This window comes from Kitasatospora sp. HUAS MG31 (genome assembly GCF_040571325.1).
Lineage (GTDB): Bacteria > Actinomycetota > Actinomycetes > Streptomycetales > Streptomycetaceae > Kitasatospora > Kitasatospora camelliae.
The window spans coordinates 4,481,532-4,496,672 of the sequence record NZ_CP159872.1 but is presented as its reverse complement, the minus strand read 5'-3'; the positions used below and the strand labels follow the sequence as shown (position 1 = coordinate 4,496,672).

The window sequence follows — 15,141 nt, the reverse complement described above, 5'->3', positions numbered from 1 at the left end:
GCCCTCAGCGTACGGGCGGACGGGGGCGTCGGGTGGGGGTTTCGTGAAGTTCCCTTGCACACCGGAAGTTCGTCGGATATCCGGCGAATCCGGCACGCAAGGGCGGGCGTGGACGGGCGGCGGGCGGGCGGCTGGGGTCACGCCCGAAGGTCCCGCGCGGGGTGCGCCGCGGGTGGCGCCGCAGGTCAGACCAGGCGGCGGGCTCCGGTGGAGGGGACGGCGGTGAAGATCCGGGGGGCGGCGTAGCCGGCGTCCCGGAAGGCGTCCGCGACGGCGGTGCCGACGGTGTCGACGGCCCCGGCCTCGACCAGGGCGATCACCGAGCCGCCGAAGCCGCCGCCGGTCATCCGGGCGCCGAGCGCGCCGGCCGCCACGGCGGTGTCGGCGGCGAGGTCGGTCTCCGGGCAGGAGACCCGGTAGTCGTCCCGGAGCGAGGCGTGGCCGGCGGTGAGGATCGGGCCGAGGCCGGCCGGATCGCCGGCGTCCAGCAGGGCGACGGCCTGTTCGACCCGGGCGTTCTCGGTGACCACGTGCCGGACCAGCGGCCGCAGGTCGGCGGGGAGCCGGTCGAGGGCGGCATCCAGATCGGGCAGGGCGAGGTCGCGCAGGGCGGGCAGGCCGAGCAGTGCGGCGGCCCGCTCGCAGCCGGCCCGCAACTCGGCGTACGCGCCGTCGGCGAGGTCGTGCTTGACCCGGGTGTCGATCACCAGCAGGCGCAGCCCGGCGGCGGCCAGGTCGAAGGGCACCTGGCGCTGGGCGAGGTCGCGGGTGTCGAGGAAGAGCGCGGCGCCCTCGGCGCAGCTGGTGGAGGCCATCTGGTCCATCACGCCGCAGGGGACGCCGACGAACGCGTTCTCGGCCCGCTGGGCGATCAGGGCGGTCTCCACGGGCCCGAGGCCGAGCCCGTGGAGGTCGTCGTACGCCACGGCCACCGCGCACTCCAGGGCGGCCGAGGAGGAGAGTCCGGCGCCGCCGGGCACGTCGCTGTCGATCAGCAGGTCGGCGCCGCCGACCTCGTGCCCGGCCTGGCGCAGGGCCCAGACCACGGAGGCCGGGTACCGGGCCCACCCGCTCACGCCGCCGGGGACGAGGTCGTCCACCGCCAGCTCGGTGATCAGGCCGTCGCCCTGCTCGCTGTAGAGGCGCAGCAGGCCGTCGTCCCGGCGCCGCGCCTGGAGGCGGGCGGCGTGCGGGAGGGCGATCGGGAGGACGAAGCCGTCGTTGTAGTCGGTGTGCTCGCCGATCAGGTTGACCCGGCCCGGCGCCGCCCAGACCCCGTCCGGGGCGGCGCCGTACGTGGCCTTGAAGTCGGTCATGCGCGGTGCTCCAGGGTGAAGTTCCAGGCGTCGGCGACGATGTCGTCGAGCTGCGGGCGGCGGGGCTGCCAGCCGAGCGCCTCGTGGGCGCGGGCGGCGGAGGCGACCAGGACGGCCGGGTCGCCGGGGCGGCGGTCGGCGACGACGACCGGGATCTCGCGGCCGGTGACCCGCTTGACGGACTCGATGACCTCGCGGACCGAGAAGCCGCTGCCGTTGCCGAGGTTGCAGATCAGGTGCTCGCCGGGCTTGGCCGCGGTGAGGGCGAGCAGGTGGGCCTCGGCGAGGTCGGCGACGTGGATGTAGTCGCGGATGCAGGTGCCGTCCGGGGTCGGGTAGTCGTCGCCGTAGACGGCGATGTGCGGGCGCTGGCCGAGGGCGGCCTGGAAGACCAGCGGGATCAGGTGCGACTCGGGCTCGTGGCGCTCGCCGTAGGCCCCGTAGGCGCCGGCCACGTTGAAGTACCGGAGGCTGACGGCGGCCAGGCCGTGGGCGACGGCCTCGCTGGTGATCAGGTGGTCGACGGCCAGCTTGGTGGCGCCGTAGGTGTTGGTGGGGGCGGTGCGGGCGGTCTCGGCGATCGGGACCTCCTCGGGCTCGCCGTAGACGGCGGCGGTGGAGGAGAAGACCAGCTTGCCGACGCCGGCCTTGCGCATGGCGCTGATCAGCTCCAGCGAGCCGGCCACGTTGTTGCGCCAGTACTTCTCGGGGTCGGCGACCGACTCGCCGACCTGGGAGGAGGCGGCGAAGTGCAGGACGGCCTCGTAGGAGGAGTCGAGGACCTCGGCGGCGTCCTGGATGCGGCCGCGGACGAACTCGGCGCCGGTCGGGACGCCCTCCAGGAAGCCGGTGCAGAGGTCGTCGAGCACCGTCACCTGGTGACCCGCCTCCAGCAGGTGAGCGGCGACGACACTGCCGACGTAGCCGGCGCCACCCGTGACCAGGTACTTGCTCATGTTGCGACCTCCCGCATGCGCTGTGCCGCCGCTTCGGGCGACACGTCGTTGACGAACGCGTCCATGCCGGATTCGACCCCGGCCAGGAACTTCAGCTTGCCCACCGCGCGCCGGATCGTGAACAGCTCCAGGTGCAGTGCCAGCTCTTCTCCCTGGAGGGCCGGCGCCTGGTGCCATGCGGCGATGTACGGCGTGGGCGTGACCTGAGCATTCTGCCCTGTCTCGATGAAGAGACGATCGAAGCGCCGGAGGAGTTCGAGGTACAGGCCGGGGAACTCCGCGCGCTCGGCCTCGGTCAGCCGGGTCAGGTCGGGCACCCGGCGGTTCGGGTAGAGGTGGACCTCGTACGGCCAGCGGGCGGCGAAGGGGACGAAGGCCGTCCAGTGCTCGCCCTCCAGCACCACCCGGGCGGGGTCGGCGCGCTCTGCGGCGAGCAGGTCCTCGAAGAGGTTGCCGCCGGTGCGGGCGCGGTGCTCGGCGGCGGCGGCGATCATCTTGACGGTGCGCGGGGTGGTGAACGGGAAGGCGTACACCTGCCCGTGCGGGTGGGCCAGGGTGACGCCGATCTCGGCGCCGCGGTTCTCGAAGCAGTACACCTGCTGGACGCCGGGCAGGGCGGACAGCTCGGCGGTGCGGTCGGTCCAGGCGTCGAGGACCAGGCGGGCGCGCTCGGGGGTGAGGTCGGCGAAGGATGAGTCGTGGTCGGCGGTGAAGCAGACCACCTCGCAGCGGCCGAGGCCGGGGCTGCGGCCGTGCAGCGGGGCGTCGGCGGCGCCCGGGTGGCCCACGGCGCCGACGGCGAGCGAGGGGAAGCGGTTCTCGAAGACCGCGACCTCGTAGTCGGCGGCCGGGATCTCGCTGGGCCGGCCCTCCCGGGACGGGCAGAGCGGGCACTGGTCGGCCGGCGGGTGGTAGGTGCGGGTCTGGCGGTGGGCGGCGATGGTCACCCAGTCGCCGGTCACCGGGTCCCGGCGGACCTCGGAGAGGCTCACCGAGGGTTCCAGCGGGCGCTGGTCGGCGGCATCGCGGACGGCGGCCTCGTCGCGGTCGTAGTAGATGAGCTCGCGGCCGTCCGCGAGTTTGGTCGTGGTCTTCCGCACGGCCTCCGCCCTCCAGTGATCGTACGCTCTTCCAACATTTTCGAACACGAGCAACCATAAGTCAACAACTCACGGAAGGGTGAACCGAAACGGGGGCGGTTAGGGGCCCGGCGGCCCTCAGCGCAGGGCGATCCGGTCCAGCAGGCCGGTCCGGGCGGCGACGGCGGCGGCTTCCAGCCGGGTCCGGGCGTTGAGCTTCATCAGCACCCGCTGGACGTGGGTCCGGGCGGTGCTGGAGGCGATCCCCATCCCGGCCGCGATGGCCGCGGTGTCCTCGCCCTCGGCGATCCGGGTCAGCACCTGGACCTCGCGCCGGGTCAGCAGGGCCAGCAGCGCCCGCGCCTCGTCGTCCGGCTCGGCCACCGGCCACAGCAGCTGCTGGAACGCCTGCTGGAGCACCTCGGCCGCCACCGCCGCCTCCCCGGCGCGGACCCGGGAGACGGCCCGGTCCACCACCTCGATCCGCTCGTCCCCGCGGACGTACCCGGCGGCGCCGGCCGCGAAGGCCGCCGCCACCCGGGCCGGCTCCCCCGCCGGGCCGAGCACCACCACGGCGATCTCCGGGCGCTCCCGGCGCAGCAGGCGCAGCGGCTCCAGGCCGTCCTCGGCCGCCCGCCCGCCGGCCACGCCCAGCAGGCAGACCTCGGGACGGCGCTCGGCGACCAGCTCGCCGAGGGCCCCGGACGGCGCGCCGACCGCGAGCACCCGGTGCCCGCGCTGCTGCAGGGCCGTCCCCAGCGCCTCGGCCATCAACCGGTGGTCGTCCACCACGACCAGCCGTACGCTGCGCTCGTTCATGGGCGCACCCTCCCGGTGCCCGTCCGGCCACGGCTGGCGGCTCCGTCCCGCGCCGGCCTGACGCACCATCACAGCGCATCGGGCCTGGACACCGCTAGGGCGCGAAGGGTCGAACGATCCGGCCCGGGCAACGCGAAAGACCCCCGCCTGATGGCGAGGGCCTCTTGTTCGGAGCCCCCATGCGGAATCGAACCGCAGACCTTCTCCTTACCATGGAGACGCTCTACCGACTGAGCTATAGGGGCTTGCCGCTCCGTGCGTCCTGCTCGGTGCAACGAGGAAGACATTACACGGCCCTGAGCCCCGAGGGGAAATCGCACCCGTGAGCCCGGGTCAGAGCGCCGGGGCGCCCGCCTCGTGCCGCTCGTCGAACGCCTCCCGGGCGGCCACCACCTCGCCGGCGCAGTTCTCCACCCACTCGACGATCGGCTCCACCTTGAGGGCCAGCGCGTGGCCGAGCGGCAGCAGGCCGTAGACCACCCGCGGCGGGGTCTCGGGGTGGACGGTGCGCCGCACCAGCCCGTCCCGCTCCAGGGAGCGCAGCGACTGGGTGAGCATCTTGCGGCTGACGCCGCCCACCGACCGCTGGAGCTCGGAGAACCGCTGCTCACCGCGCTGATGGAGGCTCAGCAGGAGCAGCAGGTTCCATTTGTCCGCCAGCTCGGCGAACACCGTCCGACTGGGGCAGACCGCGGCGAAGACGTCGAACGCCAGGTCGGGTTGTGGGGTGGCCATGCCCCCAGAGTACTGCCCGGTCTCCGATCCATCCTTGGTAACCGATAGAAACCTGGTTTATATTGGAGACCGAGCCGCCCGGGACCGCCGGGCGCCCGCTCCCCTGCCTCACCGTCTGGAGTTCCCGCATGTCCACCGCCAGCCGCCCCACCGTCGCCGTCGCGTTCCACTCGGGCTACGGCCACACCGCCGTCCTCGCCGAGGCCGTCGCCCGCGGAGCCGCCGAGGGCGGCGCCGAGGTGGTCACCGTCCCGGTCGACACCATCACCGAGGAGCAGTGGGACCAGCTGGACGCCGCCGACGCGATCGTCTTCGGCTCGCCGACCTACATGGGCACCGCCTCCGGCGCCTTCCACGCCTTCGCCGAGGCCACCTCCAAGCGCTGGTTCACCTCCGCCTGGAAGGACAAGCTGGCGGCCGGCTTCACCAACTCCGGCTCCAAGAGCGGCGACAAGCTGCACACCCTGCAGTTCTTCAGCGTGCTGGCCGCGCAGCACGGCATGAACTGGATCAACCTCGGCCTGCACCCGGGCTGGAACACCTCCGAGGCCTCCGAGAACGACCTCAACCGCCTGGGCATCTTCCTCGGCGCGGGCGCCCAGACCCACACCGACCACGGCCCGGACGAGGTCCACAAGGCCGACATCGCCACCGCCGAGCACCTGGGCCGGCGGGTCGCCGAGCAGACCGCGGTCGTCCTGGCCGGCCGCACCGCCCTGGCCGCCGTAACCGTCTGACCCTGCCAGGCCGAGCCCGGCCCGGCCCCGGCCCGGCCCCTCAGCCGCCCGCCGCCGCGCCCCCGCCCACCGCGAGGGCGCGGCCGTGCCGTTCGGCGAGGTCGCGGCCGCGGGTCTCGGGCAGCACCCACAGGCACAGCAGCGACACCCCGGCCAGCGCGGCCAGGTACCAGCCGACCGGCTCCGCCGTGCCGTACACCGCGGTCAGCCGGGTGGCCACCAGCGGTGCGGTCGCCCCGCCGACCACCCCGCCGAGGTTGTACGTCAGCGCCGCCCCGGTGTACCGCACCCGGGTCGGGAACAGCTCCGGCAGGTACGAGGCCACCGGCCCGAGCATCGCGCCGAGCAGCGTCATCGCCCCGATCAGCGCCACCGCCGCCGGCCCGGTGCCGCCGGCCTCCAGCAGCGGGAACAGCAGCGGAGCCCACAGGGCCGCCGCCACCGTGGCGGCCACCAGCACCCGCCGCCGCCCGAACCGGTCGGCCGCCGCCGCGGCCGCCCACACCGCCCCGGCCTTGGCCACCGCGCCGGCCATCAGCAGCTCCAGCACCAGGGTGCGGGCCATCCCCAGGTCGGCGGTGGCGTGGGCCAGCGCGTAGGTGGTGGTCAGGTAGAACATCCCGTACCCGACCACGATCGCGCCGCCGCCCAGCAGCACCGGCCGGGCGTACGACCGCAGCAGCTCGGCGACCGGCACCCGGGCCCGGGCGGGCTCGCCGAGGAACAGCGGGGTCTCGGCGATCCGCAGCCGGACGAACAGGCCGACCAGCACCAGCGCGAAGGACAGCAGGAACGGCACCCGCCAGCCCCAGGCGAGGAAGGCCGACTCGCTCAGGCCGGTGGACAGCGCCAGGAACGCACCGGTGGCCAGGAAGAACCCGACGCACGGCCCGAGTTGCAGGAACCCGCCGTACCGGCCGCGCCGCCCGGCCGGGGCGTACTCGGCCAGCAGCAGCGCCGCGCCGCCCCACTCCCCGCCGAGGCCGACGCCCTGGCAGAACCGCAGCAGCGTCAGCAGCGCCGGCGCCCAGGCGCCCCACGGCCCGTACCCGGGGAGCAGCCCGACGGCCGCCGTGGACAGGCCCATCAGCAGCAGCGACACCACCAGCGTCGCCTTCCGACCCAGCCGGTCGCCGAAGTGCCCGAACAGCACCGCGCCCAGCGGGCGGGCCAGGAACGCCACCGCGTACACCGAGAAGGCGGCCAGCAGCGCGCCGGTGGCGCCCAGCTCGGGGAAGAACACCCGACCGAAGACCAGGGCGGCGGCCGTGCCGTAGATGAAGAAGTCGTAGAACTCGATCGCGGTGCCGACCAGGGCGGCGGCGGCCACCCGGCGCAGCGCGGCCCGGTCCGGGGGGTGGGTGGCACCGGCGGCCCGGCTGCCTGACGGGGTGTCGGCCGGGAGGCCTGAGGGGGTGCCCGAGGGGGTGCCGGGCGGGAGGTCGGGCGAGGGGGTTCCGATGGTCATGCGGACCACCCTGGCGGGCTGCTGACCTGCGATGACAGCAGGCACACGGGTGATTCGGGCGCGTACCGGACGGCGCGTGCCGGGGGTGGTGCGCGGTGCCGTCGGCGGCGGTATGGTGACCGCTCCCGGCGTGAAAGGGGCGGACATGAGCGACCTGTTCGAGAAGAACGGCGTGGTCGACCGGCTCCTGGCCGTCGCCTGTCTCGGGGTGAGCCTGATGCTGCTCGACCTCGGGGTGGATCACCGTCGCCACGGCGGCTCGATAGGCTGGGCGGTACCCGGCGCCGTGCTGGTGCTGGTCTCCTGCTACGCGACCGTGCGCCGCTTCCGCGCACGCCGCTGAACCCGGCCGGGCACCGGCGGAGGACGGGTGATCCCTTGTCAGTCCCCGGCCCCGAGGGCGCCGTTGACGAGCCGGGCACCCGGGAGCCCGCCTGGTGGGCCCGGGCCGCCCGCCCCGACCGTCCCCCGCTGCCACGGGCCCTGATGGTCCGTGCCGCGCTCGGCATGGCCCTGCCGCTCTTCGCCGGCCTACTCCTCGACCGGCTCGACCTCGGGGTGTTCGCCGCGCTCGGCGCGATGCACGCCACCATGAACGACCGGGTCGAGCCCACCCGGCTGCGCGCCCCCAGGATCGCCGCCGCGCTGTCCGCCTCCACGCTCGGCATGCTGGTCGGCGCCGCCCTCCAGCACCACGGCGCCGGCGCCCTGGCCGCCGGGCTCGCCCTCACCGCGCTGGCCTTCGCCTCGGGCGCGGTCAGCGCCACCGGTCCGCGCGGCTCCTCCGCCGGGATGCTGCTGCTGGTCTCCGCCTCGCTGGGCGGCGGCATGGCGCTGCCCGACCCGTGGTGGACCGGCGCGGCGATGCTGCCGGTCGGCGCCGCCCTGGTCGTCCTGCTGGGCCTGCGGTACCGGGTCCGGCCGGCCACCGACCCGCGCAACCGCGCGCTGGCCGACGCGTACCGGGCGCTCGGCGCGACCCTCGCCGACCTCGGCACCCCGCGCGGCGCCGACTCCCGCCGGCTGCTCACCGCCCGCCTCAACCAGGTGCAGGACCTGCTCCCGCACACCCGTCCCGGCCGGCCCGAGTCCGATCGCCGCCGCCGGCTGCGCCGGATGTACGAGGCCGCACTGGGCGCCACCGAGGCCGCCACCGGTCTGCTCTGGGCCCGGCGGAAGGTCCCGCCCGAGGTGGCCGCCTTCCCCGAGGCCCTGGCCCGGGCCGTCACCGGCGGCCCCCTGCCCGGCTACCCGGCCTGGCAGCCCGGCACCCCCGCGCTCAAGGCCCTGGACTCCGCGCTGCGGGCCGCCGCCGCCACGGTGGCCGGCGAGGACGTCCGGCTCGGCACCGCGCCCGTACCGCCGCCCGACCCGTGGCGGCTGCGCGCCCGGCTGCTCTCCCCCGTCTCGGTCCGGTACGGCCTGCGGGTGGCGCTGTGCATCGCGGTCGCCGAGGCCGCCACCGCCGGCATCCCGCTCAGCCGCAGCTACTGGGTGCCGATGACGGTCGCCTTCGTGCTCAAGCCGGACCTGGGCTCGGTCTTCCTCCGGGCGGTCAGCCGGGCGGTCGGCACCGTCCTCGGCATCGCGGTCACCGCCGTCCTGCTCGCCCTGACCACCGACCCCTGGGCGCTGGCCGTCGCGGTCTCGCTCTGCGTGGCGCTGCTGCCGTACTCCACCGCCGCGCACTACGGGCTGAACACCGCGGTGATGACCCCGGTCGCGCTGATCCTGGTGCAGCTCGGCGGCGAGAGCGGCACCTCGGTGTTCTGGCCGCGGGTCCTGGACACCGTGCTCGCCAGCGCGATCGTCCTGGTCTTCGGCTACCTGCTGTGGCCCGAGCGGCCGCCGCACCGGATCGAGCCCCGGCTGGTGGACGCCGCGGGCGCGCTGCGGGAGTACCTCGCCTCGGTGGTCGAGGAGCGGCCCGCGCCGGTGTCCGAGGTGTGGCTGCGGCGCAGCGCGTACCGGGCGCTGGCGCACGCCCGGCAGGAGGTGGCGCAGGGCCTCGCCGAACCGCCGCCCGCCGGGCGGCTGGCCGAGCAGTGGGTGCCGGCCACGGCCGCCCTGGAACGGCTGAGCGGCGCGGTCGCCGCCTACGCGGCGCAGATCCGGTACGGCGGGCACGTGCCCGAACCGGCCGAGGCGGCCCGGGTGTTCGCCGCCCTGGACCACCTCACCGACGCCGCCCGCGCGCACCGCCCGCCCACCGGACCGGCGGCCGGGCCCACCACGCCCCACGACCCGGCCCGCAGTGCCCTCACCCGGGCGGCCGACGAACTCGACGCCCTCCTGGACCGCCCTGCCGGGTAGCAACCGGCCGGCCACGCCCCTCAGTGGTACCCGCTCACGCGCGAGCGCCGGCTCAGACGTGCTCGGCCAGCTCCAGCCAGGCGAGTTCGAGGTGCTCCTTCTCCTCGCGGACCTTCCGCAGCTGCGCGTCCAGCTCCGCCACCTTGGAGAAGTCCGCGGCGTGCTCGGCGAGCTGGGTGTGCAGCTTGGACTCCTGCTCGTCCAGCTTGGCGATCTGCCGCTCCAGCTTCTGCATCTCCTTCTTCGCCGCCCGGACGTCCCCCGCCGACTTCCCGGACGCCTCCGCCGGGGCCGCCGCCGGGGCGGGCGCGGCGGCCTCGGCCATCGCGGTGCGCCGCTGGAGGTACTCGTCCACGCCGCCCGGCAGCATCCGCATCCGCCGGTCGCCGAGGAGGGCGAACACGGTGTCGGTGGTCCGCTCGATGAAGAACCGGTCGTGGCTGATCACGATCATCGAGCCGGGCCAGCCGTCGAGGAGGTCCTCCAGCTGGTTGAGGGTCTCGATGTCGAGGTCGTTGGTGGGCTCGTCGAGGAAGAGCACGTTGGGCTCGTCCATCAGCAGCCGGAGCAGCTGCAGCCGGCGGCGTTCACCACCGGACAGGTCGCCGACCGGGGTCCACTGCTTGTCCTTGCCGAAGCCGAACTGCTCGCAGAGCTGGCCGGCGCTCATCTCCCGGCCCTTGCCCAGGTCGACCCGGCCGCGGATCTGCTCCACGGCCTGCAGCACCCGGGTCTCGGGGTCGAGCTCGGCGACCTCCTGGGAGAGGTACGCCAGCCGGACGGTCTTGCCGACCTTCACCACGCCGCCGGCCGGCTGGACGTCGCCCTCGGTGGCGTACGCGGCCTGCATGGCGCGGAGCAGGGAGGTCTTGCCGGCGCCGTTGACGCCGAGCAGGCCGATCCGGTCGCCGGGGCCGAGCTGCCAGGTGAGGCGCTCCAGCAGGAGCTTCTCGCCGGCCTTGACGGTCACGTCCTCCAGGTCGAAGACGGTCCGGCCGAGGCGGGCGTTGGCGAACTTCATCAGCTCGGACTTGTCCCGCGGCTCCGGGACGTCGGCGATCAGCGCGTTGGCCGCCTCGATCCGGTAGCGCGGCTTGGAGGTGCGGGCCGGGGCGCCGCGGCGGAGCCAGGCGAGCTCCTTGCGGGCGAGGTTCTGGCGCTTCTGCTCCTCGGTGGCCTCGATCCGGGAGCGCTCGGCGCGGGCGAAGACGTAGTCGGAGTAGCCGCCGTCGTACTCGCGGACCTCGCCGCGCTGGACGTCCCACATCCGGGTGCAGACCTGGTCGAGGAACCAGCGGTCGTGGGTGACGCAGACCAGTCCGGAGCGGCGGTCGCGCAGGTGGGCGGCGAGCCAGGCGATGCCCTCCACGTCGAGGTGGTTGGTGGGCTCGTCCAGGACGATCAGGTCGTGCTCGCCGAGCAGCAGCTTGGCCAGGGCGATCCGGCGGCGCTCGCCACCGGAGAGCGGGCCGATGACGGTGTCCAGGCCGTCCTTGAAGCCGGGCAGGTCCAGGCCGCCGAACAGGCCCTGGATGATGTCGCGGATCCGGGCGTCGCCGAGCCACTCGTGGTCGGCCCGGTCGGCGATGACCTCGTGCCGGATGGTGGCCGCGGGGTCCAGCGAGTCGTGCTGGGTGAGGACGGCCATCCGCAGGCCGCCGGACCAGGTGATCCGGCCGGTGTCGGGCTCCTCCAGCTTGGCGAGCATCCGGATCAGGGTGGTCTTGCCGTCGCCGTTGCGTCCGACGACACCGATCCGGTCGCCCTCGCTGACACCGAGGCTGACGCCGTCGAGCAGAGCCCGAGTGCCGTAGACCTTGGTGACGGACTCGATGGTGGCGAGGTTGACGGCCACGGCTGCTGCGCTCCTGCGGGTCGGGTTCGCTCGGGGTCTGCCCCGATCTCCCCAGCCTAGTGGGCGGCCGGCGGTGGCCGGTCCGCCCGGAGGGCCGGGGCCGGTCGGACGAGCCCTACGCCTGGAGGGCGCGGGCCGCGCGCAGCCAGCCGGTGAACAGCTCGGGGTCGACCTCGGCGGCCTCGCGGAGCTTGACCGAGGCCATGCTGCGGGCGCCGGCGGCGAGCCGGCCGGAGCCGTCCTCGATCTCCTGGCCGCGCCAGAAGCCGAAGGTCAGGTACCGGGGGTAGGCCTTGACGAAGCAGACCGGGTCCTTGCCGGGGGCGGCCCCGAGGCTCCAGACCGGGTGGCCGTGCCAGAGCGCGCCGGTGCCGGGGAGGACGGCCTCGATCAGCGGGAGGATCCGGTCGGCGATCTCCCGCTGGTCGGCGGGGAGAACGGCCAGGTACGCGTCGACGGTGGTGGTGTTCATGAGGGCTGGCTCCTTGGGCGTGGGGTACAGGGTCGAGGGGCGGGCAGGGGTGTCAGGCGGTACGGCGGTGGTGCGCGGCGGCGGCGGAGGCCCAGAGCATCGCGGTGAGGGCGCCGACGGCGAGGGTCAGCGTCCCGGCCGGCCCGCCGCCCATCGCCCAGCCGTTACCGAGCAGCAGGGCGGTCCCGGCGACACGCGAGAGCAGGGCGCGGCGGCGGTCGCCGGTGCGGCGGTAGTGGCGGCCGAGGACGTAGCAGGCGGCGATCAGGGCGGTGAAGGCGAGGGAACCGGCGGCCAGGTGGGCGGCGGCGTGCCAGCTGAGGGTCTGCGGCGCCCCGTCGGGCGTACCGGCGGGGAAGCCCCCGGCCGGGTCCATGGTGAACAGGCCGGCGGCGATCGTGCCCAGGCCGCTGGCCAGGAGCAGCCGCGGTGCCCAGGTTCCGCCGGGGGTGCCGCGCAGGGACCGGCGCAGGCCCACCGCGCCGGCGGTGAACAGGGCACCGGAGAGCAGGAAGTTCGCGATCTGCAGCCAGCCGAGCGAGCCGGTGCTGAGCGCGCTGAGCGGGTGGCGGGTGAGGTCGAAGCCCTCGCGGGTGGCGGCCTGTCCGAGGGCGAGGGCCGCGAACAGCGGGCCGGCGAGGGCGCCGGCGGTGAGCAGCGTCCGGGTGCCGGCGGTGTGCGGGGCGGCCTGGGCGGTGGTGTGGGTGGTGGCGGCCTGGGCGGTGGTGGCAGTGGTGGCGGTGGGGTGTGGCAGGGCGGTCATCTCGGGGGTCCTCTCGGGGTGGTCCGGGGTGGTCCGGGGTGGGCCGTTGCGGTGTCTCGCCCTGACGTCGGACCACCGATGTGACAGGGAATGCTCGCGTTCCCGGTCACATCGCCCCGATCGACGTGTGGGCAGAGAGCCCGACACACGACACACGAGGCACGAGAGAGAGGGCGCACCATGCGCTTCCTGATGACCACCAAGGCCACCGACTCCGTCCCGGACGAGACCCTGTTCGCCGAGATGGGGAAGTTCATCGAGGAGCTGACCGCCTCCGGCGTGCTGCTGGCCACCGGCGGGCTGGAGGCGGGCGGGATCCTGGTCGCCTCCGCCGGTGACGAGATCACCGTGACGGACGGGCCCTTCGCCGAGGCCAAGGAGGCGGTGGCCGGCTTCGCGCTGGTCGAGGTCCGCAGCAAGGAGGAGGCGGTCGAGCTGGCCCGCCGGTTCCGCCGGATCGTCGGCGACGGCGAGAGCGTGATCCAGCAGGTGTTCAACTGATCCACCGGCGGTGATCCCTCCGGCGACCGTCGGTTGATTCCCCGTCAGCACCCGTTCCGGCTTGCGGTCCTGCCGGGACGGGTGCTGTCATCGTGGCCGTGCTCGACGTCCACCGCACCATCGACGCCGTCTGGAAGCTGGAGTCGGCGAGGATCGTCGCCGGTCTCACCCGGATGGTCCGCGACGTCGGCCTGGCCGAGGAGCTGGCCCAGGACGCGCTGGTCGCCGCGCTGGAGCAGTGGCCGGCGTCCGGTATCCCGGACAACCCGGGTGCCTGGCTGACGGCCATCGCCAAGCGCCGCGCGGTGGACCACATCCGCCGCGCCGAGCTGCACACCCGTAAGCAGGAGCAGCTGGCCCACGAGCTCGACCGCCGGACCGAGGGCGACCCGGTGGGCGCGGCCGAGGAGCCGGAGCAGGACGACGTCCTGCGGCTGATGTTCGTCTCCTGCCACCCGGTGCTGCCCACCGAGGAGCGGGTGGCGCTGACCCTGCGGCTGCTCGGCGGACTGACCGCGGCGGAGATCGCCCGGGCCTTCCTGGTCGGCGAGCAGGACGTGGCCCGGCGGATCGCCCGGGCCAAGCGGACCCTGGCCCGGGAGGGGGTGCCGTTCGAACTGCCCGACGGCTCCGAGCTGGCCGAGCGGCTGGCCTCGGTGCTGGAGGTGGTCTACCTGGTCTTCAACGAGGGGTACTCGGCCACCTCCGGCGACGACCTGATGCGGCCCGGGCTCTGCCTGGAGGCGCTGCGGCTGGGGCGGCTGCTGGCCGAGCTGGTGCCCGGCGAGGCGGAGGTGCACGGGCTGGTCGCGCTGATGGAGATCCAGGCCTCCCGGTCCGCGGCCAGGACCGGGCCCTCGGGCGAGCCGGTCCGGCTGCACGAGCAGAACCGGGGGCGCTGGGACCAGCTGCTGATCCGCCGCGGCTTCGGCGCGATGCTCCGCGCCCGCCAGGCCGGCGGCCCGCCCGGCCCGTACGTGCTGCAGGCGGCGATCGCGGTCTGCCACGCCCAGGCGCGGACCGCGGAGGAGACCGACTGGCCGCGGATCGCCTCCCTGTACGAGGCGCTGGTGCGGCTGCTGCCGACGCCGGTGGTCCGGCTGAACCTGGCCGTGGCGGTCGGCCGGGCCCGCGGCCCGGAGGCCGGGCTGGCGCTGGCCGACGAGTTGCTCGCCGACCCTGTGCTGCGGGACTACCACCTGCTGCCGGGCGTCCGGGGGGACCTGCTGGCCGACCTCGGCCGGTACCGGGAGGCCCGGCTGGAGTTCGAGCGGGCCGCCGCCCTCACCCGGAACGCCGCCGAGCGGGCCTTCCTGCTGCGCCGCGCCGACCGGGTCGGGGAAGGCGGGGCGGCCGGGGACGGTGGGGCGGCCGGAGTCGCTGGGGCGGCGCCCGTCCGGCGGCTCGGCGAGGCCGCCGAGGAGTTCCTGGCCGGCGGGGCGCTGGACCCGGGCACCGTCAGGTCGTACCGGCAGACCCTGCGCCGGCTCCGCCTGGGCCTGGGCGAGCGGCTGCCGCTGGCCGAACTGGACGCGGACCGGGTGGCCGGGGTGTTCGCCACCGCCTGGGGCGGGGCGGCGCCCGCGACCTGGAACCGGCACCGGTCCGCGGTCCGCTCCTTCGCCGCCTGGGCCGGCCTGGGCGACCCGGCCGCCGGCCTGGAGCGCAGGGCGCGTTCCCGCACCCCCGCCCCGGCGATCGACCCGGACGGGCTGGCGGCGCTCTGGGCGCTGCCGGGACCGGCGCTGCGCGAGCGGACGCTGTGGCGGCTGCTGTACGAGTCGGCGGCCCCGGTGGCCGCCGTCCTGGCGCTGAACGTGGAGGACCTGGACCTGGAGGACCGCCGGGCGCGGTCCGGCGGCCGCTGGGTCGACTGGCGGTCGGGCACCGCCCGGCTGCTGCCCGAGCTGCTGGCGGGCCGGAGCCGCGGGCCGGTCTTCCTCGCCGACCGCCGTCCCGGGCCCGGGCGGATGCCCGCGGAGGCGGACCGCTGCCCGGAGACCGGCCGGGGCCGGCTGTCCTACGAGCGGGCCGAGTACCTCTTCAAGCGGACCACCCGCCCGCTCGACCCGGACGGCCGGGGCTGGACCCTGCGGCGGCTGCGGCCCCGCGGCTGAGCCCCGCCCC

14 protein-coding genes and 1 tRNA gene are annotated in these 15,141 nt (G+C 75.2%); 5 read left to right on the top strand and 10 right to left on the bottom strand.

Annotated elements, in window-relative coordinates:
- Positions 1 to 185 precede the first annotated feature (185 nt).
- From galK to ABWK59_RS20380, 6 genes are all read right to left on the bottom strand, one after another.
- Positions 186 to 1,316: a galactokinase gene (gene galK / locus ABWK59_RS20405; protein ID WP_354642041.1), complete on the bottom strand. Its 1,131-nt coding sequence runs from the start codon at positions 1,314 to 1,316 to the stop codon at positions 186 to 188.
- Entirely contained in the window at positions 1,313 to 2,272 is a 960-nt protein-coding gene (gene galE / locus ABWK59_RS20400) for a UDP-glucose 4-epimerase GalE (protein WP_354642040.1), read from the bottom strand. Before galE ends, galK begins: the two co-directional genes overlap by 4 nt.
- On the bottom strand, positions 2,269 to 3,372 hold the full coding sequence (gene galT, locus ABWK59_RS20395; protein WP_354642039.1) for a galactose-1-phosphate uridylyltransferase: 1,104 nt from the start codon (positions 3,370 to 3,372) through the stop codon (positions 2,269 to 2,271). Before galT ends, galE begins: the two co-directional genes overlap by 4 nt.
- 117 nt (positions 3,373 to 3,489) lie before the next feature.
- Entirely contained in the window at positions 3,490 to 4,170 is a 681-nt protein-coding gene (locus ABWK59_RS20390) for a response regulator transcription factor (protein WP_354642038.1), read from the bottom strand.
- Positions 4,171 to 4,342: 172 nt separating this feature from the next.
- Positions 4,343 to 4,415: transfer RNA gene (locus tag ABWK59_RS20385), tRNA-Thr, on the bottom strand.
- An 88-nt stretch (positions 4,416 to 4,503) separates the two neighbouring features.
- Positions 4,504 to 4,905: a winged helix-turn-helix transcriptional regulator gene (locus tag ABWK59_RS20380; RefSeq protein WP_354642037.1), complete on the bottom strand. Its 402-nt coding sequence runs from the start codon at positions 4,903 to 4,905 to the stop codon at positions 4,504 to 4,506.
- Positions 4,906 to 5,033: 128 nt separating this feature from the next.
- Here ABWK59_RS20380 and ABWK59_RS20375 point away from each other — a divergent pair, with 128 nt between their 5' ends.
- Positions 5,034 to 5,642: a flavodoxin family protein gene (locus ABWK59_RS20375; RefSeq protein WP_354642036.1), complete on the top strand. Its 609-nt coding sequence runs from the start codon at positions 5,034 to 5,036 to the stop codon at positions 5,640 to 5,642.
- A 40-nt stretch (positions 5,643 to 5,682) separates the two neighbouring features.
- Here ABWK59_RS20375 and ABWK59_RS20370 read toward each other — a convergent pair whose 3' ends face one another.
- On the bottom strand, positions 5,683 to 7,110 hold the full coding sequence (locus ABWK59_RS20370) for an MFS transporter (protein WP_354642035.1): 1,428 nt from the start codon (positions 7,108 to 7,110) through the stop codon (positions 5,683 to 5,685).
- Between the two features lie 145 nt (positions 7,111 to 7,255).
- On the opposite strand from ABWK59_RS20370, the gene ABWK59_RS20365 reads away from it, so the two are divergent.
- Together ABWK59_RS20365 and ABWK59_RS20360 are read left to right on the top strand one after the other, a co-directional pair.
- Complete coding sequence (locus tag ABWK59_RS20365; RefSeq protein WP_354642034.1) at positions 7,256 to 7,453, top strand: hypothetical protein; 198 nt, start codon at positions 7,256 to 7,258, stop codon at positions 7,451 to 7,453.
- A 35-nt stretch (positions 7,454 to 7,488) separates the two neighbouring features.
- Complete coding sequence (locus ABWK59_RS20360) at positions 7,489 to 9,423, top strand: FUSC family protein (protein ID WP_354642033.1); 1,935 nt, start codon at positions 7,489 to 7,491, stop codon at positions 9,421 to 9,423.
- Between the two features lie 52 nt (positions 9,424 to 9,475).
- Here the strand turns inward: ABWK59_RS20360 and ABWK59_RS20355 are convergent, their stop codons facing one another.
- The 3 genes from ABWK59_RS20355 to ABWK59_RS20345 all read right to left on the bottom strand — a co-directional run bounded on the left by ABWK59_RS20355 (position 9,476) and on the right by ABWK59_RS20345 (position 12,513).
- Positions 9,476 to 11,278 carry an ABC-F family ATP-binding cassette domain-containing protein gene (locus ABWK59_RS20355; RefSeq protein WP_354642032.1) on the bottom strand — a complete coding sequence of 601 codons (1,803 nt, stop codon included), beginning with the start codon at positions 11,276 to 11,278 and terminating at the stop codon, positions 9,476 to 9,478.
- Positions 11,279 to 11,393: 115 nt separating this feature from the next.
- Positions 11,394 to 11,750 (bottom strand): DUF1801 domain-containing protein, encoded by a 357-nt coding sequence (locus tag ABWK59_RS20350; RefSeq protein ID WP_354642031.1) that lies wholly within the window; start codon positions 11,748 to 11,750, stop codon positions 11,394 to 11,396.
- 52 nt (positions 11,751 to 11,802) lie between these two features.
- Positions 11,803 to 12,513 (bottom strand): DUF998 domain-containing protein, encoded by a 711-nt coding sequence (locus ABWK59_RS20345; RefSeq protein ID WP_354642030.1) that lies wholly within the window; start codon positions 12,511 to 12,513, stop codon positions 11,803 to 11,805.
- Positions 12,514 to 12,693: 180 nt separating this feature from the next.
- On the opposite strand from ABWK59_RS20345, the gene ABWK59_RS20340 reads away from it, so the two are divergent.
- Entirely contained in the window at positions 12,694 to 13,014 is a 321-nt protein-coding gene (locus ABWK59_RS20340; RefSeq protein WP_354642029.1) for a YciI family protein, read from the top strand.
- 98 nt (positions 13,015 to 13,112) lie between these two features.
- A complete protein-coding gene (locus ABWK59_RS20335; RefSeq protein ID WP_354642028.1) occupies positions 13,113 to 15,131 on the top strand; it encodes a sigma-70 family RNA polymerase sigma factor in 2,019 nt (672 codons plus the stop codon).
- Positions 15,132 to 15,141: the final 10 nt, after the last annotated feature.